Genomic DNA, 22157 nt, shown 5'->3' on the forward strand with positions numbered 1-22157 from the left:
TCCATCGTGGGCGTGAACGGGCGGCGAACAGCGGCAGGAACCGACGCGCGGCTGGTCCGCACGCCGGTCACCGGCACGCCGTCCTTCCAGTGGGATTCCGGCGCCCGCCGCCTGCTGGCCGCCCCGGACGGGTTCCGCAGGGTCCTCGGTGGCCCCGGCACCGGTAAGACGGCCTTGCTGGCGTCGGCGGCGTCGCGGCGTATCGCGGAGGGCGCGAATCCGGAGAGCGTGCTCATCCTGACCACGTCCCGCAAGGCGGCCGAGGCCCTGCGCGCCGACATCACCCATCGGCTCACCACCGATCCCGAAGAGGATCCGCTGCCGCGCACGATCCGCGAGCCGCTCGTGCGCACGGTGCATTCGTACGCGTACGCGCTGTTGCGGATGGAGGCTCAGGCAGACGAGCTCCCTCCACCCCGCCTGCTGGCCGGGGCGGAGCAGGACGTCGTCGTCCGCGATCTGCTCGCCGGCGACATCGAGGAAGGCGCGCTCGACTGGCCGGAGCAGCTGCGCCCCGCGCTGGGCGTGCCCGGTTTCGCCGAGGAGCTGCGAGACCTCCTGCTCCGAGCCGCCGAACGCGGGCTCGGCCCGGAGGATCTGGTCGAACTCGGCAGGCGGCGCGGCCGCGAAGAGTGGATCGCGGCCGGGCGCTTCTGGAGCCAGTACGAAGAGGTCACCCTGCTGCAGGGCGCGGGCGGCAACGCGCTCGGTGTGGCGAGCGCGCCCGCGCTGGACGCGGCGGAGCTCGTCACTTCCGCCCTGCTCGCGTTGGAGGACGACCCTGACCTGCGTGAACGCGAGCAGCGGCGTGTCCGGCACCTGTTCGTCGACGACGCGCAGCATCTCGACCCGCTGCAGACCCAGCTCGTCCGGCTCATCGGGCACGCGGCCGACGAGTTCGTCGTCGCGGGCGACCCCGATCAGTCCGTGTTCTCCTTCCGTGGCGCGGATCCCCGCCTGTTCGCCGACGCGGACGAGGACGGCGAGCGCACGGTTCTGCTGACCACGGCGCATCGGCTCGCGCCGGTCATCCGCACGGCCGTCACGAAACTCGGTTCCGTGCTGCCCGGATCGTCGCCGCAGCGCAAACTCGTCGACGCGCCGGACGCCGAGGGCGGTGTCGTCCGTGTGCGCCTGATGCCGACCCCGGCCTCAGAGGCGAGCTGGATCGCCGATCAGCTGCGCCGCGCGCACCTGGTCGACGGCGTGCCGTGGTCGGAGATGGCGGTGCTCGTCCGGTCGCCCGCCCGTACTTTCCTTGTCCTGCAACGCGCTCTGCGCGCGGCCGGGGTGCCGATCGGTTCGGCCACGGAGGAGCTGCCGCTCGCGAAACAACCCGCGGTTCGTCCTCTGCTGGCGATGCTGCGGCTCGCCGCGGATCCGGAACTGCTCGACGTCGACCTCGCCGAGATGTTGCTCTCCTCGCCCTTGGGTGGCGCGGATCCGCTCGCCCTGAGGCGGCTGCGGCGCGGTTTGCGCAGGCTGGAGCTCGCGGGCGGTGGACAACGGTCCAGCGACGAGTTGTTGGTGGAAGCCTTACGCGCCAACGATGTTCTCACCGGCCTCGCCGAGGCCGAGTCGCTCCCGATGCGCCGGATCGGCGGTCTGCTGCACGCGGCGCATCAGGCCGTGGTGCGCGGTGACGGCGTCGAGCAGGTGCTGTGGGATCTGTGGCAGGCCAGCGGGCTGGAACAACGTTTGCTGCGGTTGGTCGATCGTGGTGGATCGCTGGGTTCGCAGGCGGATCGGGATCTCGACGCGATCGTCGCGCTCTTCGACGCGGCCGGTCGTTATGTCGACAGATTGCCGAAGGCGAGTGTCGCTTCGTTCGCGGATTACCTGTCCTCACAGAACATCGCGGGTGACACGCTGGCACCCGCGGCCATGAAGAGCGAAGGCGTTTCGCTGCTCACCGCGCACGCGTCCGCGGGTCGCGAATGGACGGTCGTATCGATCGCCGGTGTCCAGGAAGGCAGCTGGCCGGATCTGCGGTTGCGCGGATCCGTGCTCGGCGTCGAGCGGCTGGTCGACCTCATGTCCGGGGTCGACGACGAAAAGGTGTCCGCCACCGCGCCGATCCTCGCCGAAGAGCGGCGGCTGTTCTACCTCGCCGCGAGCCGCGCGCGGAAGACGTTGCTGGTCAGCGCGGTCGCGGGGGAGGACGAGCAGCCCTCGCGGTTCATCGACGATCTGGAGGAGAACGGCGCGGACGACGGCGGGCTCGACTCGCGGATGAAACCGGCGGGACGTTCGCTGGTGCTCGCCGAACTCGTCGGTGAGCTGCGTGAGGTCGTCTGCGACGAGACGAGCGACCCGGAACGGCGGCAGCGGGCGGCACGTCAGCTCGCGAAACTGGCCTCCGCGGGTGTGCCGGGCGCGCATCCGGGCACCTGGTACGGCCTGCTGGAACCGTCCACCGGCGAACCCGTGCACGGGCCGGGCGACCTCATCCGCATCTCACCGTCCACTGTGGAGGTTCTGGTCAAATGTCCGTTGCGCTGGCTGATCGAACGCCACGGCGGCAGTGACCCCGCGCAGCTCGCCGCGGTCACCGGAACGCTGGTGCACGGGCTCGCGCAGGCGGTCGCCGGCGGCAGCAGCGACGAGCAGATCCGCGCCGCCCTCGACGACGCCTGGGTGCGGGTCGACGCCGGGGCGCCGTGGTTCTCGCGCCGCGAGCGGTCGCGGGTCGAGCAGATGCTGCGGAACTTCATCTCCTGGCTGGAATCCAGCCGCAAGGAGCTGATCGAAGCCGGGGTCGAGCAGGACATCGAGGTCGAACTGCCCGTCGGCGATGACGACGTTCGCGTGCTCCTGCGCGGCCGCGTAGACCGCGTGGAGATGGACAAGGACGGCCGTCCGGTCGTCATCGACATCAAGACCGGCAAGGTCCCGATCTCCGCCGCCGATGCCGAACAACATCCGCAGCTGGCCGCGTATCAGCTCGCCGTATTGCTCGGCGCGGTCGAGGGCGGTTCGAAACCCGGTGGCGCGCGGCTGGTCTACGTCGCGAAGTCCAACAACAAGACCGGATCCACCCAGCGCGAGCAGGCGCCGCTGGACGAGGACGGCGGCAAGCAATGGCTCGAACTGGTGCGCTCGGCGGCCGGATCCGCCGCGGGCCCGGAGTACGGCGTCACCGAGAATCCGGACTGTGATCGTTGCCCGGCAAGGGGTTGCTGTCCGCTGCGCCCCGAGGGCAGGCAGGTGACCGGCCCTTGATCTCCGAACTCCAGCGCCGCCAGGTCGAACCGGGCGAGATCGCCCGCGCGCTCGGCCTGCACAACCCCACCGACGAGCAGGCCGAGGTCATCGCGGCACCCATCGAGCCGTCGCTGGTCGTCGCGGGCGCGGGCGCGGGCAAGACCGAGACGATGGCCGCGCGCGTCGTCTGGCTGGTGGCCAACAGTGTCGTGCCGCCGGAACGCGTGCTCGGCCTGACCTTCACCCGCAAGGCCGCTCGTCAGCTCGGCGAACGCGTTCGCACCCGGCTGCGGCGGCTCGTGGGATCGGGGCTGCTCGACAAGATCGACCCGACCGGCGACCTGCGCGCGACGGTGACCGCCGGCGAGCCGACGGTGCTCACCTATCACGCGTACGCCGGGCGGCTGCTGTCCGAACACGGCCTGCGGCTGCCCGTCCAGCCCGGCGTCCGGCTGCTTTCGGAGACGTCTTCGTGGCAGTTCTCGCATCGCGTCGTGTCCACTTGGGACAACGACCTCGACACCGATCGCGTGCCCTCGACGGTGACGGCGCAGTTGCTGGCGCTGGCCGGGGAACTCGGCGAGCACCTCGTCGAGACCGAACGGCTGGCGCAGTACACGTCTTGGCTGTGCGAGGTCATCGAGAACGCGCCGAGGGCGAAAGGGCAGCGTGCTTCGCTGCCGCAGAAGCTGGCCGAAGTCATGACGGCGCAACGGTTCCGGCTCGCGCTCCTGCCGCTGGTCGAGGCGTATCACACGCGGAAACGAGCGGAAGGCGCGCTCGACTTCGCCGACCAGATGTCGCTGGCCGCGCAGCTCGCCAGCAGCTATCCGGCGGTGGTCGCGGGGGAGCGCGAACGCTACGGCGCCGTCCTGCTCGACGAGTACCAGGACACCGGGCACGCCCAGCGGATCCTGCTGCGTTCGCTGTTCGGCGGGGTGGAACATCCGCCCATGCCGGTGACCGCGGTCGGCGACCCGGCGCAGGCCATCTACGGCTGGCGCGGCGCGAGCGCGGCGAACCTGCCCCGGTTCACCACGGACTTCCCGCGTGACAACGGTGAGCGGCTCGTTCCGGCCCTCGAATTCGGGCTGCTGACCAGTTTCCGCAATCCGCCCGAGGTGCTCGAACTCGCGAACGAGATCTCGGAACCGCTGCGGGAACGCGGCCTCGGTGTCGCGCGGCTGCGCGCGCTGGAGGGCGCGGGGGCCGCCGACATCGCCGCCGCGCTGCTGCCGGACATCCGCGCCGAACGCGAGTGGGTGGCCGACGCGGTGGCGAAACGCTGGTTCGAAACCGTGGAGGAGACCGGAAAGCCACCGACCGCGGCGGTTCTGGTGCGTCGTCGTGCCGACATGGCGCCGATCGCGGCGGAGCTGCGGGCGCGTGGGCTTCCGGTGGAGGTCGTCGGTCTCGGTGGCCTCCTCGACGAACCCGAGGTCGCGGATCTGGTGAGCACGTTGCGGGTGCTCGCCGATCCGCTCGCGGGCAGCGCGGCGGCCCGGCTGCTGACCGGGGCGCGCTGGCGGATCGCGGCCGCCGACCTCGCGGCGTTGTGGCGCCGGGCCGGTGAACTCTCGTCGCCGGTACCGCCGTCGGGAAAGTCCGATGTGGACGAACCGGTGCTGGTGACCGAGCGGGTCGAGCAGGCGGGGCTCGCCGACGCCATCGACGATCCCGGGACGCCGGAACGCTATTCGCCCGAGGGATACCGGCGTATCCGGAAGATCGGCGCCGAGCTCTCGGCGTTGCGACGGCGGCTCGACCAATCGCTGCCCGAACTGGTCGCCGACGTGGAACGCACGATGCTGCTCGACGTCGAGTCACTGGCCCGTCCCGGCCCGGCCGGGCGCGCGCACCTGGACGCTTTCGCCGACGTCGTCACGGATTTCGCCGAGAACTCGCCGACGGCCACTCTCTTGTCCTTTGTGGACTATCTGAACACGGCCGCGCACGCGGAAGACGGGCTCACCCCCGGCGAGGTGGAGGTGGTCCCGGATCGGGTCCAGGTGCTGACGGTGCACTCGGCCAAGGGGCTGGAATGGCGCATCGTCGCGATTCCGCATCTGGTCAAGGAGGTCTTCCCCGGGCGGCGGCGTTCGTCGTCGTGGCTGCGGACGTCGACCTCGCTGCCCGCCGCGTTGCGCGGGGACTCGGAGGACCTGCCGGAGCTGCGGATCCCCGAAGGTGCGGACCGCAAGGAAGTCCAGGAAGCGCTGGAACTGCACGAGGAAGGCTTCGTCGCGCGGGAAGCGGATGAGGAGCGGCGGCTCTGCTACGTCGCGCTGACCCGCTCCGAGCACACCATGCTGATCTCCGGCCATTGGTGGAACGAGAGCAGCGCGCGGCCGAAGGGGCCGTCGGAGTTCTTGCTGGAAATCGGCGAGGTGATGCGGGGGAACTCGGTCGGCCGGATCGAGCACTGGGCCGACGAGCCCGAGACCGACGGCGAGAACCCGCTGGTCGCCGACTCCCGCCGGTCGCGGTGGCCGGTCGATCCGCTGTGGCCGCGGCGCGAGGGCGTCACGAACGGCGTCGACATGGTGCTCGGGGCGATGGAGGACGCCGAGCATGCCGAGCAGGAGGAAGAGGACGATCCGGACGGCTGGATCTCCGACACCAAGGTGCTGCTGGAGGAGCGGGCGCGGGCGCGGGACCGGGTACAGCAGGTCGTCCTGCCGCCGCATCTCTCGGTGAGCCAGCTGGTCGAGCTGTCGGCCGATCCCGCCGCGCTGGCCAAACGGCTGCGGCGGCCGCTTCCCGTGCGCCCCAACACCTACGCGCGGCGGGGGACGGCGTTCCACGGCTGGCTGGAGCAGCGGTTCGGCGGTGAGCAGTTGCTGGAGATCCACGACCTGCCGGGGGCGGCGGACGTCGACGAGGCACCCGACACCGAGCTGGAGGCGCTGCAGACCGCGTTCGAGAAGAGCGAGTGGGCGCACCGGGTGCCGCACGCGGTCGAGGTGCCGTTCTCGGCGGACGTCGTGGGCGTGACGGTGCGCGGACGGATGGACGCGGTGTTCGCCGACGCGGACGGCGGCTGGACCGTCGTCGACTGGAAGACCGGCGCCGTTCCGGAAGCCGACCGGGTCGAGTCGCTGGCCGTGCAGCTGGCGGCGTACCGGCTGGCTTGGGCGGCGTTGAAGAACATCCCCGTGGAGAAGGTGCGGGCGGCGTTCCACTACGTGAAACACGACAAGACCGTCCGCCCGGCGGATCTGCTGGACGCCGAAGGACTACGCCAGCTCCTGCGAAGCGTCCCGACGATCTAAGCGCGGTCGCGGACCTTGAGTGCCCAGGTCACCAACGGGATCTGAAGCGGGACTCGGGCCCAGAAGGCCGCTCGCCAGTGCTTCGGTGCCTTCCGGCGGTCGGCATCGACGGCCATCTTCACGTTGCCAGGCAGGACCACGACGAACAGCAGCGCGGCCGCGAGCCCGCCGAGCCGCCGCGTCTTCGGATTGGCGACCGCGGCGGCGACGCCCAGCTCGGCCACGCCCGAGCCGTAGGTCCACGCCCGAGGGGAGCCGGGAAGCTGCTTCGGGATGATGGCGTCGAACGGTTTCGGCTGGACGAAGTGCAGGACACCGGCCGCGCCGAGCAGGCCGGCGAGGAAATGGGCGGGCCGCTGAGACGGTCGAGGATCCGAAGACATGCCCTGAGCTTCGCATACCGAGCTGAACGGAACGTTCTTCGGCTATCCTCCCGACCGTGAGTGACGCGGACCAGGCCGGAGCCTGTGCATGAGGGTTCTCAAGCGTTTCCCGGTCAGGCTGAGCGACCGCCCGGACCACGAGCTCGTCGGTGTGATCCGGATGCCGGAACTGACGGTCAGCCCGCTGCGGTCGATCCTCAAACGGATCATCGGCGCGATGCTCGCCCTGCTCGCGACCGTGCTGATCGTCTACCTCGACCGGGACGGTTACCGCGACGCGAACGGCGACGGGCTCACGTTCCTCGACAGCCTCTATTACGCGACGGTGTCGCTGTCGACCACGGGTTACGGCGACATCGCGCCCGCGACGCCGTCCGCGCGGCTGGTGAACGTCCTGGTGATCACCCCGCTGCGGGTGCTCTTCCTCATCGTCCTGGTCGGTACCACACTCGAAGTGCTCACCGAGCGCTCCCGCCAGGCTTTCAAGATCCAAAAGTGGAGGACGAAAGTGCGTGACCACACGGTCGTCGTCGGATTCGGCACGAAGGGCCGGTCGGCGGTCAACGCGCTGCTCGGGGACGAGAACGTCGAACCCGACCACATCGTCGTCGTCGACACCGACCAGCAGGCCCTCGAAGCGGCCACGTCACTCGGGCTGGTGACCGTGCACGGCTCGGCCACCCGCGCCGACGTGCTGCGCGTCGCCGGGGTCCAGCGGGCGCGCGCCGTCGTCGTCGCCCCGAACCGGGACGACACCGCCGTGCTGGTCACGCTGACCGCCCGTGAGCTGGCGCCGAAGTCGCACATCGTGGCGTCGGTGCGGGAAGCGGAGAACGTCCACCTGCTGAAGCAATCGGGCGCGAACCAGGTCGTGGTGTCGAGCGAGACCGCCGGGCGCCTGCTCGGCATGGCGACGTCGACGCCGCTGGTGGTCGACATGGTCGAGGACCTGCTCACCCCCGAGTCCGGTCTCGCGATCGCCGAACGCCCGGTGGAGCCGTCCGAAGAGGGCGGGTCGCCGCGGCATCTGCCGGACATCGTGCTGGGTGTCGTCCGCGACGGCGTGCTGTACCGGGTGGACGCCCCGCAGGCGGACGCGATCGAGCCTGGGGACAAGCTGCTGTACATCCGCAAGGTGACCGCGGCGGAGACGATCGAGCGGTAGCAGGGGAGCTTTGCTACCACGCTCGCGGGCTCCTGTGTTTTGCCGCGAGGTTCTGGGAGCATGGCGTTCGTGCGCAAGCGATCGGACCCCGCCAGAGGGCTCACCCCGGGGTGGAACTCCCTGGCCGTGGCGGCCGGGGTCGGCCTGCTGGTGATCTTCCTGGCGTGGTTCGCCGGGCCGGGGCTGTTCGGCATCTCGAACGAGACCAAGGGGACGACCGTGCGGGCGGAGGTCGTTCAGCCCGCGCCCTGCACGGGCGGCGGAGCCACCGAGAAGGTCAAGTTCGAGTTCGGCGGCAAGCCGACGGAGGGCTCGCTCAACGGCTGCGGACACGGCAAGGGCGAGCGCATCGAGGTCGTCGTCCCGGACGGGGCTTCGGGGGACGGCATCGCGGTGCACGCGGCCGACGCGACGGCCGGAGCCAGCGACGCGCGGCGGCCGCTCGGGCTGGCGCTGCTGGTGTTCAGCTGCTTCGCGGGCGGGATGTACGTCTTCCTGGTGTTGCGCGGGCCTCGGGTTCCGGTGACGGCCTGATCCCTGGCTCGTGAGTGGCCGCTAAGACCCGACGCGCTGCCTCCTATGGCTACTCGACGTGGTCGAGAGCGCGTGAGCGTTACCGCGGGTGAGGGGTGTGTGGAAATAGAGACGTTCAATGTCCCTACTTCCACACACCCCGTCGTGACCGGACCGGTCATGGGGGACTGTGTGGATTTCTGGTCATCCAACGCCCCAAAATCCACACAGTCGGCGTCCTGGCGCGATCGGCCGCACCGGGCAAGCCGGAATCGCCCACGGCACCGCATTCGTCGGCGAGCGGCACCCCACCTCCAAGTACGTGAAGGCCCCTTCACTGCGTCTTGCGCCAGGGGCCCGGCAAAGTCGCATAAGCACTGGTCAAGCGGCGACCAAGGGAGGCTCGTCACACTGATCCCCCACATCGCTCGACCGTCCACAGGGGACACCGCCAAGGCTGCCATGCCCGGTTTGGGCGTTTTCCGGGGTGGTCGTGAGTGTTTTTGGTCGTTCTAACGACCCAAAACACTCACGAGGCGGCACCTGCGACCGAACCACCGCTCCCGTAGCCGGCCGGGGGCGAAGGCTCCTTTCGTCGCGTCAGACTCGGTGAAGGGAGCCTTCAGCCCACACCACTCCGCTAGTGCCTACTGACGCAGGTTGGATCAGCCGCAGCCGTGCTCCGCGTAGGTACTTGAGACCCCCGTCGTTCTAACGACAATCGCCACTCACGACCCCGCTCGGAAACCGTACAAATGAATATCAAACGGACCTTTACCCGCCTGTCGGCGCCCTTTGCGGATGGAAACCAGGTGAACCCCCTGCCATCCGCCGTTCGCCGAGAGCGGTACCGGCCAGCGCTTAGGCGACTTTGCCGGGACCCTGGCGTCTAGCGCAATGAAGGGGGCCTTCACGTACTTTCGTGACTCAGGAAACGGCGCTCGAAGGAGCCGAGAAGGTGTTGCAGTCGGCGATCCTGTTGTTGCTCGCACCGGCCCGCCACCACGACGCGTAGTGCGCGTTCGTCCCGTGGTCCTGGCTGCGCGAGGTGTTGTCGCCGCGGGTCTCCTGGTCGTTCCAGGCCTTGTTGTACATGTCCCGGCTGACCGTGCCGCCCTGGTCGACGTGCGCGCCGAGGAACATCCCGGAGAAGCACTGCGCCTGCAGTTCCTTGCGCCGCGACATCTCCAGCCCGGCCGGGCTGTTCTGGCCGGCGTCGTAGATCTTCTGCCAGGCCGCGTCCATCAGTCCGGCGACCTCCTGCACGTGATGTCCGTACTCGTGCGCGAAAAGGGCCAGGTAGACGCCGGGGTTGTTGCCGTACTGGTCGGTCTGCAGACCGCGGAACGGCACGTAGAGGTTGTTCTCGCAGTAGTACGCCGCCGTCGCGATGCCGACCTGGATGGTGCCGCATTCTGTTTCGAAGCTGGCCCCGGTCGGGAAGTGCAGGGCGGGCGGGGTGAACGGCAGGTCGTAGGCGTCGAGGAACGGGCCCCACGCGTTGTCGAGGCATTTGCCCGCCGCGGTGAAGAACGCCTCAGCGGCCTGCTGGCTGCTCTGCCACTGCGGCAGCGTGCAGACCCGGTTCCGCAGGCCGGCGTTCGGGTCCTGGAGGATCGGGTGGTCACCGAGTTTGAGGATCTTCTGCGGCCCGCTCGACGAGGACGGCGCGTTGGTCGGTGACGACGGGAACGGGTCCGTCGACGACGAGGGCGACGAAGACCCGCTCGGCGGCAGTCCCGCCTGCGAAGGCGTGTTCGGGAGGGTGCTGTAGCCCGCATTCGCTACGTGATCGGAGTCGTCACGATTGAGTGAAACGATCGCGACCAGGCCGAGGACCAGCACGGCGACCGCGCCGAGGCAGATGGCGACGATCGCGCCAACGGACCGGCGCGGCGGCGGAGGCGGGAAGTGGTGCGGCGCGCCCTGCCACTGGGCAGGGGGCTGGCCGTGCACCGGCGGTGGCTGGACGGCGCCGCGTGGCGGCCACTGGCCGTGGGGCGGTTGCGTCATCAAGTCGGTCCCGGTGGTTCTAGGGGCGAACCGGGGGCACCCGGTCCGATGTTCAGCATAACGAGCTAACGGCGTCCCCACCCACAGCTCGGCTGCAGAGGGTATCCAGCGTGAGGCGAGCGGTCACCCATCAGTGTCGTCCCCCCAGCTCTGGCTGGGTGTCGGACCCTCTGGAAGAGTGTTCGTAAGCAACGTGAACGGGTAAGGGGCTGTCGCATGACGGAGACCGGCGGACCGTCCGGGCCGGAAGGCACCGAGACGCCGAAGCCGCAGGCGGGGGAATCGACACAGCCGCAGGCGGATACACCGGCACAGCCGCGGTCGGACACGCCGACGCCGCCGCAGGGGCAAGCGGCGCAGCAGTGGCAGTCACCCGCCGGGGCGACGCCGCCGCCTCCGCTGCCGTCGTACCAGCCCCCACCGCAGCAGCAGTATCCGAACTGGAAGGTCGGCCTCGGCAGGCCCGGCGTCATCCCGCTGCGCCCGCTGAACCTGACCGACATCCTCGACGGCGCGGTCACGGCCATGCGCAAGTACTGGCGGATGGTCTTCGGCGCCGCCGCGGTCACCGCCGTGCTCACCGCGGCCATCAACCTGGTCGGACTGCTGCTGGTCGACACGACCGGCGACCTCGAACAGGTCCGCGATCTCGGCCCGGCGGCCACCGATCAGGAACTGATGAACCAGATGGTCGGCATCCTCGGCGGGACGCTGGCGACGTCGTTCATCACCCTCGTCGCCACCCTGCTCGGGACGACCGTCCTGACCGGATTCCTGACCGTCCTGATGGGCAAGGCCGTCCTCGGCAAACCGGTCACGTTCAAAGAGGCCGCGAAGGAGGCGGCGCCCCGGCTGCTGCCGCTGCTCGGGCTGACCGTGCTCTACACGCTGGCGATCCTGGTCGGGGCGATCTTCTGCCTGCTGCCCGCGATCATCCCCTACACCTTCTGGGCGCTGGCCAGCCCGGCGTTCATCCTCGAACGCGGCACCGTGATGGAGGCGTTCCGCCGGTCGGTGAAGCTGGTCTCCGGCATGTTCTGGCGGGTCTTCGGGATCCTGTTGCTGGCGTACGTGATCTCGTCGTTCCTGGCCTCGATCATCACGATCCCGTTCAGCTTCAGCGCCTTCCTGTCGATCTTCGGCAACCTGGACCAGATCTACGTCCCGTCGACCGGTGACCTGATCCTGCAGTCGGTGGGCACGGTGATCGCCCAGACGATCGTCGGCCCGTTCACCGCGCTGGTCACCGTGATCCTCTACATCGACCAGCGGATGCGCCGCGAGGGCATGGACATCGAACTGGCCCGCGCGGCCGGCATCCAGACGCCGCCTCCGCCGCAGGCATGGTGACGCGCTTCCTCACCGAGGTCCCGGTCGACATCGACCGGGACACCGCCCGGCTGCGCGCCGCCGAGGAGCTCTCGGGACAGGCCTACCAGGCCGCGAAACCGAGCTGGCTGTCCGAGGCGTTCACCTGGGTGGTCGAGAAACTGCTGGGCTTCCTCGAAACGGTCGACGGTGTCGTGCCCGGCGGGATCTTCGCCGTGGTGCTGCTGGCCGTCGTGCTGATCGTGCTGGTCGTGGTGATCCGGCTGAAGTCCGGGCCCTTGGCGACCTCGGCCAAGAGCGGGCGCGCCGTGTTCGCCGGGCAGCGCAAGGCTTCCGGCGAACATCGCAAGGCGGCCGAGGAAGCCGCGGCGCGGGGCGACTTCGACGACGCCGTGCGTGAGCGGTTCCGTGCCGTGGTGCGGTCCTTGGAGGAGCGGGCACTGCTCGACGAGAAGTCCGGGCGGACCGCCGACGAGGCCGCCCTCGAAGCCGGACGGCTGCTTCCCGGCGTCGCCGAGCCCCTGCGCGCCGGCGCCCGGCTGTTCGACGACGTCCACTATGGAGACATCCCCGCCACGGCGGACGGCTATCGGTCACTGTCCGATTTGGACGAACGCTGCCGTCGTGCCAGGCCGGTCGCCTTGGTGGCCGGATGACCTCGGTTTCGCCCGACGCCCGCCGGATCTGGCGCGGGGTGCGGCTCCCGCTCGCGGTCGTCCTCCTGATCGTGCTGACCGGCACGCTGCTCGTGCTCTTCCAGGGCGAGCAGACCACCGGCGCGCTCGAACCGGGTTCCTACGAGCCCGGCGGCGGCCGCGCGCTGGCGACGTTGCTGGAACGGGAAGGCGTCAAGATCCCGATCGTGCGCACCGCCGCCGAGGCCAAGGGAGTCGCGAGGGACGCGACGGTCTTGATCACCAAGCCCGAGTATGTGCCCAAGAGCGCCTTCGCGGAGATCAGGCAGAACGCCGAGCACGTCGTGCTGGTGCAGCCGAGCCCGGGCACGGTCGAGGAAGTCCTTCCCGGAGTGCGGGTGAGCGGCCAGGCCGAGATCGAGACCCGCACACCCGAGTGCGAGGCCTCGGATCCCGTGGCGGCGGGGAGCGCGACGATGGGCGGGCTGAAGTATTCGGCCACGCAGCCACGGGCGCTGGACTGCTACGGCGGCTCGTATCTCGAGGTCCCCGGTCCACAAGGGACGGTGACCGTGCTCGGCACCCCCGCCCCGCTGACCAACGAGTGGCTGGCCGACGAGGGCAACGCGGCACTGGCGATGCGGATGCTCGGCAAGCACGAGCGGCTCGTCTGGTACCTGCCGACGCCCGCCGACCCGTCGTTGGAGACCGAGAAGAAGCCGCTGTCCGAACTGATTCCGGCGGGCTGGTCGTACGCGGCGTTGCAGGCCGGGGTCGCGGTGGTACTGCTGGCGTTGTGGCGCTCGCGGCGGCTGGGTCCGGTGGTGACCGAGCCGATCCCGGTCGTGGTCCGCGCGGCCGAGGCCACCGAGGGCAGGGCGAGGTTGTATCGCAAGGCGAAGGCCGCCGCGCACGCCGGGGAAACCTTGCGTGAGGCGGCCCGCGCGCGGCTCCGGCCGTTGCTGGGGCTCACCCGCGACGCCGAACCGGCGGCGTTGGTGGAATCCGTCGCCGCGCGGACCGGCCGGGCGCCCGCGGAGATCGGCGCGCTGTTGTACGGGGACCCGCCCGCGGATGACGCCGCACTGGTGCGGCTGGCGGACGGACTCGATGTCGTGGAACGAGAGGTGGAGCGGTCTTGAGTAGCGAGCAGTCCGATTTGGACACACGGGACGGTGCGGCCGAAGCCCGGGCGGCGCTGATCGCCCTGCGCGCCGAGGTCGGGAAGGCCGTGGTGGGCAACGACGCGGCCGTCACCGGGCTCATCATCGCGTTGCTGTGCCGGGGACACGTGCTGCTCGAAGGCGTTCCCGGGGTGGCGAAGACATTGCTGGTGCGGGCGTTGGCGGCCGCGCTGGACCTGGAGACGACGCGGGTTCAGTTCACGCCGGACCTCATGCCGGGCGACATCACCGGCTCGATCGTCTATGACGCGCACAGCGGCGAGTTCTCCTTCCGCGAGGGCCCGGTGTTCACGAACCTGTTGCTGGCCGACGAGATCAACCGCACGCCGCCGAAAACGCAGTCTTCGCTGCTGGAGGCGATGGAAGAGCGTCAGGTGTCCAGTGACGGCAAGACGCGGCCGCTGCCCGACCCGTTCATCGTCATCGCGACGCAGAACCCGGTCGAATACGAAGGCACGTACCCGCTGCCCGAGGCGCAGCTGGACCGGTTCCTGCTGAAGCTGACCATGCCGATGCCGTCCCGCGAGGACGAATTCGGCATCCTCGCCCGGCACGCGCAGGGTTTCGACCCGCGTGACCTCGGCGCGGCCGGGGTCACGCCGGTCGCCGGGATCGCCCAGCTCGACGCCGCGCGGCGCGCCGTCGCCGGGGTCACCGTGCGGCCCGAGGTGCTCGCCTACATCGTCGACGTCTGCCGGGCGACGCGGTCGATGCCGTCCGTGCGGCTCGGCGTCTCCCCGCGTGGCGCGACCGCGCTGCTGGCGGCGACGCGGGCGTGGGCGTGGCTCGCGGGGCGTGACTACGCCACCCCGGACGACGTCAAAGCCTTGGCACGGCCGTCTTTGCGGCACCGTCTCGACCTGCGGCCCGAGGCCGAACTCGAAGGCGCGACCGCCGACGGCGTGCTGGACCGCGTCCTCGCGTCCGTGCCCGTTCCGCGCTGATGGCCGTCACCGGGCGGCTCGGGCTGCTGGCGCTCCTCGCGGCGCCGGTGGTCGGTTTCCTGCTGCCCTCGTGGGCCGGGATCGGGCTGGCCGCGGCGGTGCTGCTGCTGGTGGTGGTGTTGGATCTCCTGCTCGCCGGGAGCGTGCGACGGCTTCAGTTCGCGCGGTCCGGCGCGACGTCCGTGCGGCTGGGGGAGGAGTGCGAGGTCACGCTGACCGTGGCCAATCCCGGCGGCCGCCCGGTGCGCGCGTGGCTCCGCGACGCCTGGCCGCCCAGCGCCGGCGCGGAGGACCGGCACCGCCTCACCTTGCCCGCGGGCGAACGCCGTGTCGTGACCACACGACTCCTGCCGACCCGTCGCGGTGACCGGACGGCGGTCCGGGTCACCGTCCGGTCGACCGGGCCGCTGGGGCTCGCCGCCCGGCAGGGTTCGCACGACGTGCCGTGGACCGTGCGGGTGCTGCCGCCGTTCCACAGCCGCAAGCATCTGCCGTCGCGGCTGGCGCGGCTGCAGCAGCTCGATGGCCGCAACGCGGTGCTGATCCGGGGCCAGGGCACGGAATTCGACTCGTTGCGCGAGTACGTGATCGGCGACGACGTCCGGTCGATCGACTGGCGGGCTTCGGCGCGCGCGTCCGATGTCATGGTGCGGACGTGGCGTCCCGAACGCGACCGGCACGTGGTGCTGGTGCTCGACACCGGCCGCGTTTCGGCGGGCCGGGTCGGGGACGCGCCGCGGCTCGACGCGGCGATGGACGCGGCCCTGCTGCTGGCCGTGCTCGCCGCCCGGGCGGGTGACCGCGTCGACCTGCTGGCGTATGACCGGCAGGTCCACGCGGCGGTCCAGGGATCGACGGATCTGTTGCCCGCCTTGGTGAACGCGATGGCGCCGCTCGAACCGTCGCTGGTCGAGACCGACGCGCGGGGCATGGTCGCGGAGGTGCTGCGGCGGACCCGGCGGCGCGCGCTGGTCGTCCTCTTGACCGGACTGGACGCGGCACCGCTGGAAGAAGGACTGTTCCCGGTGCTGTCGAAGCTGACTTCGCGGCACCAGCTGATGATCGCTTCGGTTGCGGACCCGCGGGTCGCCGAGATGGCGGCGGGCCGTGGCGACGCGGAAGCCGTCTACGACGCGGCGGCGGCCGAGCGGGTGCTGGCCGAACGGCGCCAGGTCACCGCGCGGCTGGCCCGGCACGGGGTCGAGGTCGTCGACGCCGTGCCCGAGGATCTGCCGCCGCGGCTGGCGGACCGGTATCTCGCGCTGAAGGCCGCCGGACGGCTTTGATGTCGAGAGCCGCGCGCCGGCTCCGACCTCCTGGTGAACCGATCACCAGGAGGACACGATGGATTTCGACCGGCACTGCGCGGAGATCGTCACTCAGGCCGAACTACTCGCGACCGAACTGGCGGACGCCGACCTGACGACGCCCGTGCCGTCCTGTCCCGGCTGGACGCTGGGCGCGCTGGTGCGGCATCTCGGCGGCGGGCACCACTGGGCGGCCGAGATCGTCCGGAGCCGGGCGACGGCGCCGGTTCCCGACGACCAGGTGCGCCGGGTGGACGGCGACGATTCCGGCCCATTGCCCGCGTCTTGGCTGGTGGACGGTGCTTCCGCGCTGGCGTCGGCGCTGCGGGACGCGGGGCCTGACGCCGAAGTCTGGGTGCCGTTCCACTACCGGACCGCGTCGTTCTACGCCCGCCGTTTCACCCACGAGACGCTGGTTCACCGCGCCGACGCGACGCTGGCCGCGGGCCTGGAGTTCCGCGCTTCGCCCGAAGTCGTGCTCGACGCGATCGACGAGTGGATGGAACTCGAATCGCTCCCGCTGCATTTCGAGTTCAGGCCGGAGAAGCGGGAGATCCTCGGTTCCGGCCGGTCCGTCGGTTTCGAGTCGGGGGAGCATGTGTGGTTCCTCGGCCTCGACGGCCCGGTCGTCACCTGGGAGCGGGGTCGGCGCGGGGCCGCCGTGACCGTGCGTGGCTCGCTGACGAATCTGTTGCTGGCGCTCTACCAGCGCGAGGACGCCGAGGACGTCGTCGGTGATCTTGATCTGTTCAAGCTGTGGCAGACGCACGTGCGGTTCGGCTGAACCCGATGGAGTGGTGCCGGTTGGCGGGCGGGGGCGCGGACGGTTAGCTCGGAAGGAGATCCGGACCGACAGGATGGGGCCAGGTTTGCGCAAGCTCGTGCTGTTCCTCGCGGTGCTTCCGGTGGTGCTGCTCGTGTCACCCGCTTCCGCGCAGCCCGCCGGGAAGCCCGTCTACCTCGCCGACGGGGGCGGAACCGTCTCCTTGGCCGCGGCCGACGGCAAGCTCTCGCTCGCGGACGCGAAGGACGCCAACGCGCAATGGGTGTACGACAAGGCGGCGTTGTCGTACAAGCATGTCGCGAGTGGACAGTGCCTGACGGCGATCAGCCCCGTCGACGGCGTCGGCGTCAAACTCGTGGCGTGCGACGGCAAGGACCGCCACCAGCAGTGGCGCCGCAACGCCGGGCTGCCCGGGCTGGTTCTGCTGGCGAACGTGGCGACCGCGCGCTGCCTGACCGCGGAGGCGCCCGCCGTCGGATCGCGTCTGTACCAGGAGGTCTGTTCGCTACCGGGGCTGTCCAACACCTGGGCGGCGGGGGTGCGGACACTCGCGATCCTGTCGGGGAACGGGCAGCGGCTGTCCACGAAGACGCCCGGCCAGCCGTTCGTGGTGCGCGTGATCGGCGAGAACGGCCAGCCCGCGGCGGACGTGCCGGTGAACTTCTTCGTCCGCGCGGCACGGCCGAAGAACGTGCTGGTCTTCGAAGGCGGCTCCGAGACGGCGGCGGCCAAGACCGGCGCCGACGGTTCGGCGACCAGCCCGAAGATCGTGCTGACCGAACCGGGCGAGTTCGAGATCCGGTTCACCGGCAGCGCGAGCCTGGAGGACGGGAACAGCATCACCTTCGAGGGCAGCTGCACCTGCTGAGCTTCGGCCGGGTTGGTCGTGAGTGGCGTTTCGGGTTAGAACCCGAAACGCCACTCACGACCAACCCGGCCCACGCGGACCTAAGCCACCAGCGCGAAACTCGAGTAGTACTCAGCCGACGGATCCCGCGAACCGCTCCGGTCCGGGCTGACCTCGGCGCCGACCCAGCCCTGGAACGCGCCCGCGTCGTCGATCACCTGCAGCAGCGGGCGGACGTGACTGTTGCCGAGGTAGCAACCGTTGTAGGACAGGCATTCGCACCAGAACTCGTAGCTGTTGCGCCGTCCGCCGAAGGCGTCGCTCAGGTAGTAGAACCGCCTGTCGCCGGTGTCGATGATCTTCTTCGCGCAGGCCTCGTATCCGGCGCCGGGGAGGCAACAGGAGGTCGGGTCGCATCCGGAGTCGTACTGCACGTACCCGAGGCATGAGCCGTCGTCGCACTTGTTCCACCCCGGGCCGACGCCGAGCGCGCCGCTACCGCCGCGGGTCCAGTTCGTGATCGCGCGGCGGTTCACGCCCTGCCCTTCGAGCAGGTACGACCGCTGGGTCGCGCGGACCGAACTCATCGGTGCCTTGCTGGTCTGCGCGAGGGAGGCGTTGCTGCCGTAGGCGATGCCGCTGGTGATCGAGTAGTTGTCGCTCGCCAGTTGCAGACGTCCGAGACCGGGCCGTGTCTCCGAGACGGCCCAAGTCTCCGTGAGGTTCACGGCGGTGGTGGTGCCGTCGACGGTGCTGCTGGTCCAGGTGATGGCCACCTGACCGGAGTTCTCGGCGTAGGTGCCAGTGAAGTGACCGTTCGGAGCGCCGGTGAAACCGGGCGCGGTCTTGATCGGGCAGTTGTTGCGGGGATTGGTACCCGGCGCCCAGTCACCGCAGTAGTAGACGTCGCCGCTGTCGACCGGGACGGGGAAGCCCGCCTGGCTCCAGGTCCAGAAGTTGTGCGCGACGGTGTTGTCGGCCGGGTTGAACACGAGATAGCCGAGGCGGACGTAATTGCGGTCGGCGTCGGTCCGGAAGCCGCCGACGCTCACCACCCAGTTCAGCTTGCCCGACGGCGCGGACACGGTCCTGGCCTGGGACGCGCCGACGAGGAGCGTCGAGGCGAGTACGGACAGGACGACGATCGCGAAGGCGCGTAACCGTTTTCTCCCCATGAAAGGAGCTAACCAGGTCAGCCCGCTTCCGGTCGAGAATCTCCAGCGTATCGCCAGTCGACATCACCCACTTCGCCCGCTTTCGCGGCGCGACGCCCGACAATGAACACGTAAAGCAAGAATGCGACCTCGGCGACTACTCCGATTCCTATCCTCGCCCAGGTCGGCAGGCCCGACGGCGTCACGAAACCCTCGATCACCCCGGAGATCAACAGCACCACGGTCAGCCCCAGCGCCATCACCACGACCGATCGCCCTTGCTCGCCGAGCGCCGCCGTCCGGGATCGGCGTCCCGGGTCGATGACCGTCCAGCCGAGCTTCAGCCCCGTCCCGGCCGCGACGAACACCGCGGTCAGCTCCAGCAGGCCGTGGGGCAGGATCAGCCCGAAGAACACGTCGAGCCGTCCGGCGGAGGACATGAGCGCCGCGCCGATCGCGAGGTTCAGGGAGTTCGCCCAGAGCGCGTAGATCACCGGGACGCCCAGCACCACGCCGAGGAACAGGCAGGTCGCGGCCACCCACGCGTTGTTGGTCCAGACACGCGCGGCGAAGGAACCCGCGGGATCGGACGAGTAGTACGTCTCGTATTTCCCGCCCGGCGCGGTCAGGTCCTTGAACTCCTCGGGCGAGGCCAGCGACGCGAGCACCTGTGGATCCCCGGCGATCCACACCGCCGCGATCGCCATCACCGCGATCGACGCCGCCGCCGACGCCAGCCACCAGCGACGGCTCAGGTACAGCGCCGCCGGGAACCGATGGGTGAAGAACAGGCCGACCTCGCGCCAGGCGGGACTGTGCGATCCGGTGACGGCCGAGCGCGCCTTCGCGACGAGGCCGGACAACTGCGCCACGAGCACCGGGTCGGGCGCGACCGAGCGGATGATCGAAAGATGCGTCGCGACGCGCTGGTACAGCGTCACCAGCTCGTCGGCGTCCGGGCCGCTGAGCTTCCCGGCGCGGCCGACGAGGTCACGCAGCCGGTTCCATTCGGCCTGGTGCGCGGCGACGAACACGTCCACGTCCAACTCGGAGCCCTCCCGGCGATCGTCCTTGGTCGCCCAGCCTATTCGTCACTACGCTTGCCGGGTGGAACAAGAGTCCGAACTCGTCACCGGCGAGGCCGTCGTCCTGGACGTGCGCGCGGCGAAACTGGCCAGCCGCGGGCTCGCCATGATGGTCGACGTCGCCCTCCAGCTGATCGTCCTGTTCGTCACGATGCTGGTGTTGAGCCAGGTCGCCGTGTTCGGTGACGAGGCGCTGGCGCTGACCCTGTTCCTGGTGACCGTCGTGCTGATCATGGTCGGCTACCCGGTGATCTTCGAGACACTGAGCCGCGGCCGCACGCTCGGGAAGATGGCGCTCGGCCTGCGGGTGGTCCGCACCGACGGCGGCCCGGTGCGGTTCCGGCACGCGCTGGTCCGCGGGCTCGCCGGATTCTTCATCGACTTCTGGGCGCTGGGCATGCTCGGCGTCGTGGCGGTGGTCACGTCGCTGCTGTCACCCAACGGCCGTCGCGTCGGCGACTACCTCGCCGGCACGCTGGTGATCCGGGAACGCATGCCCGCGGCGCGGACGCCGTACGTCGGGATGCCGCCGCAGCTGGCGTACTGGGCTTCGCAGCTGGACCTGACCCGGCTGCCGAACGATCTCGCGCTGGCCGTCCGTCAGTACCTGGGCCGCACGAGCGAGCTTCGCCCCGAAGCGGCCGAAGCGCTCGGGTACGGGCTCGCGCAGCAGGTCGCGGCGGCGATCGGCGCGCCGGTGCCGCCGGGAGTGCCGTCCTGGGCGTACCTGTCGGCGGTGCTGGCCGAGCGGCGGCGACGGGACCAGGCGAAGCTGCAGCCGGCGGTCCAGTACGGGCCGCCTGCCGTGCAGCCCTATTCGCAGCCTGCCGCCCCCGCCCCGGTCGCCCAGCCGCAACCGCCCGCGGAACCGGCCCCGGAAAACCCCTTCGCGCCTCCGGGCTGACCGGCAACGTCGCATAGCCGCCGCTCGGGTGGGTCGTGAGTGGTAAAGAGCGTTAGAACGACAGTTGCCACTCACGACCCACGCGGCCAGACGGACGACACTCGCGCGGCCGGGGTGCCACCGTGTGTCGTCCGCCCAGTCACGCGTGTCGTCCGTCCAGTCACGTGTGTCGTCCCGCTGGTCACGCGAACCCGCCGCCGCACGGTCCTGCACGGACAGTCGCGCATCAGGAAACGTCGGCCGACTTCGCCGCCCACGTGTTGCACTGGAACATCCGGTTCTTCTGCGCGCCGTGCTGCCACCACGAGACGGCGTGCGCGTCGGAGCCGTGGTCGCGCGGGCCGCCGTTGTGGTCGCCGCGGTCCTGTGTCTGCCAGGCGTCGCGGTACATCGCCTGATCGACCGAGCCGCCGCGCCCCACCGTCGAACCCAGGAACGTCCCGGAAAGACACTGCGCCGAAAGCTCGTTGCGCCGCGACATCTCCAGACCCGCCGCCGAGTCCGTGCCCGCTTCGTACCGTGCGTCCCAGTAGGCCTCCGAGATCCCCGAAAGCGCCTGGATGTGATGCGCGTACTCGTGGGCGAAGACCGCCAGATAGACCCCGGGCCGGTTGCCGTACTGAGAGACCTGAAGGCCTTCGTACGGCATGTACAGCGTCTCGTTCTGTGAGCAGTAGAACGCCGCCACCGAGCCGCCGCTGGCGTCACCGCACGGGCTCGACCAGTTCTTGCCGGACGGGTACTTCACGGTCGGGACCCGGAACGGCAGTTTCGAGTAGTTCATGACCTGCTGCCAGACGCTGTCCAGGCACGGCCGCGCGCTTTCGAAGAACGCCGCCGCCGCGTCCGGGTTGTTCGCCCAGCGCGAGAGGTTGCACGGCTGGTTCGGGAGGCCGACCTGGGAATCGAGCCACAGCGGGTTGTCCGCCAGCTTGTGGTGCGGCTGCGGGCCGGACGGGGCGCGGCTGGCGGACGTCTCCCGGGTCGAGCCGGCCGACGTCTCGCGCGTGCCGGTCGAATCACGCGAACTGGTGGCCGTCGTCGTCGACGAAGCTGTATCGCTGGTCGTCGTGTAGTCCGAAGTGGAGGTTGCCGGATAGCTGGAGTAGCCGACGTCCGCGACGTGTTTCGACTTGCCGTTCGCGATGGTGATCACCATGAGCAACCCGCCCATGACCGCCATCACGGCGACGATCGCGACCGCCGCGATCACCCCGCCGTTCGACTTCTTGGCTTGATATCCGCCGTAGGGCGCGAAAGCGGGCTGAGCGAACCGCGGGCCGTACGGAAGCTGCGGCGGGCCGACGGCACCGGGCCGGAACGGGACCGGCGCGCCGATCCGCGAGGTCACCGCCGCCCCGGCGCCCGCTATGGCCGAGGTCGGGTAACCGGCGAAGCGAGCAGCCAGCGTCAGTCAACGGGGGAATCGCCAAG

Annotated in this window: 17 protein-coding genes; 12 read left to right on the top strand and 5 right to left on the bottom strand. The window is 70.2% G+C overall.

What is annotated here, in order from left to right; all coding sequences use genetic code 11:
- The first annotated feature begins 6 nt into the window (after positions 1–6).
- Together ACSMFO_RS38255 and ACSMFO_RS38260 are read left to right on the top strand one after the other, a co-directional pair.
- Positions 7–3222, top strand: coding sequence for an ATP-dependent helicase (locus tag ACSMFO_RS38255; protein WP_436462317.1), 3216 nt, complete (start codon positions 7–9; stop codon positions 3220–3222).
- Positions 3219–6476: an ATP-dependent helicase gene (locus tag ACSMFO_RS38260; protein ID WP_436462318.1), complete on the top strand. Its 3258-nt coding sequence runs from the start codon at positions 3219–3221 to the stop codon at positions 6474–6476. Before ACSMFO_RS38255 ends, ACSMFO_RS38260 begins: the two co-directional genes overlap by 4 nt.
- Here the strand turns inward: ACSMFO_RS38260 and ACSMFO_RS38265 are convergent.
- Positions 6473–6859 carry a DoxX family protein gene (locus ACSMFO_RS38265; protein WP_350580965.1) on the bottom strand — a complete coding sequence of 129 codons (387 nt, stop codon included), beginning with the start codon at positions 6857–6859 and terminating at the stop codon, positions 6473–6475. The genes ACSMFO_RS38260 and ACSMFO_RS38265 overlap by 4 nt on opposite strands.
- Before the next feature lie 88 nt (positions 6860–6947).
- On the opposite strand from ACSMFO_RS38265, the gene ACSMFO_RS38270 reads away from it, so the two are divergent.
- Together ACSMFO_RS38270 and ACSMFO_RS38275 are read left to right on the top strand one after the other, a co-directional pair.
- On the top strand, positions 6948–8024 hold the full coding sequence (locus ACSMFO_RS38270) for a potassium channel family protein (RefSeq protein WP_037332041.1): 1077 nt from the start codon (positions 6948–6950) through the stop codon (positions 8022–8024).
- A gap of 126 nt (positions 8025–8150) precedes the next feature.
- Positions 8151–8558, top strand: a complete 408-nt coding sequence (locus tag ACSMFO_RS38275) for a hypothetical protein (protein ID WP_436462328.1) — start codon at positions 8151–8153, stop codon at positions 8556–8558.
- Between the two features lie 906 nt (positions 8559–9464).
- On the opposite strand, the gene ACSMFO_RS38280 is transcribed toward ACSMFO_RS38275, so the two are convergent.
- Positions 9465–10550 carry a neutral zinc metallopeptidase gene (locus ACSMFO_RS38280; protein ID WP_436462319.1) on the bottom strand — a complete coding sequence of 362 codons (1086 nt, stop codon included), beginning with the start codon at positions 10548–10550 and terminating at the stop codon, positions 9465–9467.
- A 216-nt stretch (positions 10551–10766) separates the two neighbouring features.
- Between ACSMFO_RS38280 and ACSMFO_RS38285 the strand changes: the two genes are divergently transcribed.
- The 7 genes from ACSMFO_RS38285 (at position 10767) to ACSMFO_RS38315 (ending at position 17601) form a co-directional block, all read left to right on the top strand.
- Positions 10767–11900: a hypothetical protein gene (locus tag ACSMFO_RS38285; protein ID WP_436462320.1), complete on the top strand. Its 1134-nt coding sequence runs from the start codon at positions 10767–10769 to the stop codon at positions 11898–11900.
- A complete protein-coding gene (locus ACSMFO_RS38290; protein WP_436462321.1) occupies positions 11894–12535 on the top strand; it encodes a DUF4129 domain-containing protein in 642 nt (213 codons plus the stop codon). Before ACSMFO_RS38285 ends, ACSMFO_RS38290 begins: the two co-directional genes overlap by 7 nt.
- Positions 12532–13656, top strand: a complete 1125-nt coding sequence (locus ACSMFO_RS38295; RefSeq protein WP_436462322.1) for a DUF4350 domain-containing protein — start codon at positions 12532–12534, stop codon at positions 13654–13656. The genes ACSMFO_RS38290 and ACSMFO_RS38295 overlap by 4 nt, the downstream gene beginning before the upstream one ends.
- Complete coding sequence (locus ACSMFO_RS38300; protein WP_360092120.1) at positions 13653–14642, top strand: AAA family ATPase; 990 nt, start codon at positions 13653–13655, stop codon at positions 14640–14642. The genes ACSMFO_RS38295 and ACSMFO_RS38300 overlap by 4 nt, the downstream gene beginning before the upstream one ends.
- Positions 14642–15928 carry a DUF58 domain-containing protein gene (locus ACSMFO_RS38305; protein ID WP_038518945.1) on the top strand — a complete coding sequence of 429 codons (1287 nt, stop codon included), beginning with the start codon at positions 14642–14644 and terminating at the stop codon, positions 15926–15928. Before ACSMFO_RS38300 ends, ACSMFO_RS38305 begins: the two co-directional genes overlap by 1 nt.
- A 58-nt stretch (positions 15929–15986) precedes the next feature.
- Positions 15987–16733, top strand: a complete 747-nt coding sequence (locus ACSMFO_RS38310) for a maleylpyruvate isomerase family mycothiol-dependent enzyme (protein WP_436462323.1) — start codon at positions 15987–15989, stop codon at positions 16731–16733.
- An 85-nt stretch (positions 16734–16818) separates the two neighbouring features.
- Positions 16819–17601, top strand: coding sequence for an RICIN domain-containing protein (locus ACSMFO_RS38315; protein WP_073847554.1), 783 nt, complete (start codon positions 16819–16821; stop codon positions 17599–17601).
- Between the two features lie 80 nt (positions 17602–17681).
- Here the strand turns inward: ACSMFO_RS38315 and ACSMFO_RS38320 are convergent, their stop codons facing one another.
- Both ACSMFO_RS38320 and ACSMFO_RS38325 read right to left on the bottom strand, forming a co-directional pair.
- Positions 17682–18755: a hypothetical protein gene (locus ACSMFO_RS38320; protein ID WP_436462324.1), complete on the bottom strand. Its 1074-nt coding sequence runs from the start codon at positions 18753–18755 to the stop codon at positions 17682–17684.
- A 17-nt stretch (positions 18756–18772) separates the two neighbouring features.
- Complete coding sequence (locus ACSMFO_RS38325; RefSeq protein ID WP_436462325.1) at positions 18773–19780, bottom strand: stage II sporulation protein M; 1008 nt, start codon at positions 19778–19780, stop codon at positions 18773–18775.
- Between the two features lie 61 nt (positions 19781–19841).
- Between ACSMFO_RS38325 and ACSMFO_RS38330 the strand changes: the two genes are divergently transcribed.
- A complete protein-coding gene (locus ACSMFO_RS38330) occupies positions 19842–20723 on the top strand; it encodes an RDD family protein (protein ID WP_436462326.1) in 882 nt (293 codons plus the stop codon).
- Between the two features lie 226 nt (positions 20724–20949).
- Here ACSMFO_RS38330 and ACSMFO_RS38335 read toward each other — a convergent pair whose 3' ends face one another.
- Positions 20950–22074 carry a neutral zinc metallopeptidase gene (locus tag ACSMFO_RS38335; RefSeq protein WP_436462327.1) on the bottom strand — a complete coding sequence of 375 codons (1125 nt, stop codon included), beginning with the start codon at positions 22072–22074 and terminating at the stop codon, positions 20950–20952.
- Positions 22075–22157 lie beyond the last annotated feature (83 nt).

The sequence above is a fragment of the Amycolatopsis sp. w19 genome (assembly GCF_051373225.1).
Taxonomy (GTDB): Bacteria; Actinomycetota; Actinomycetes; order Mycobacteriales; family Pseudonocardiaceae; genus Amycolatopsis; species Amycolatopsis japonica.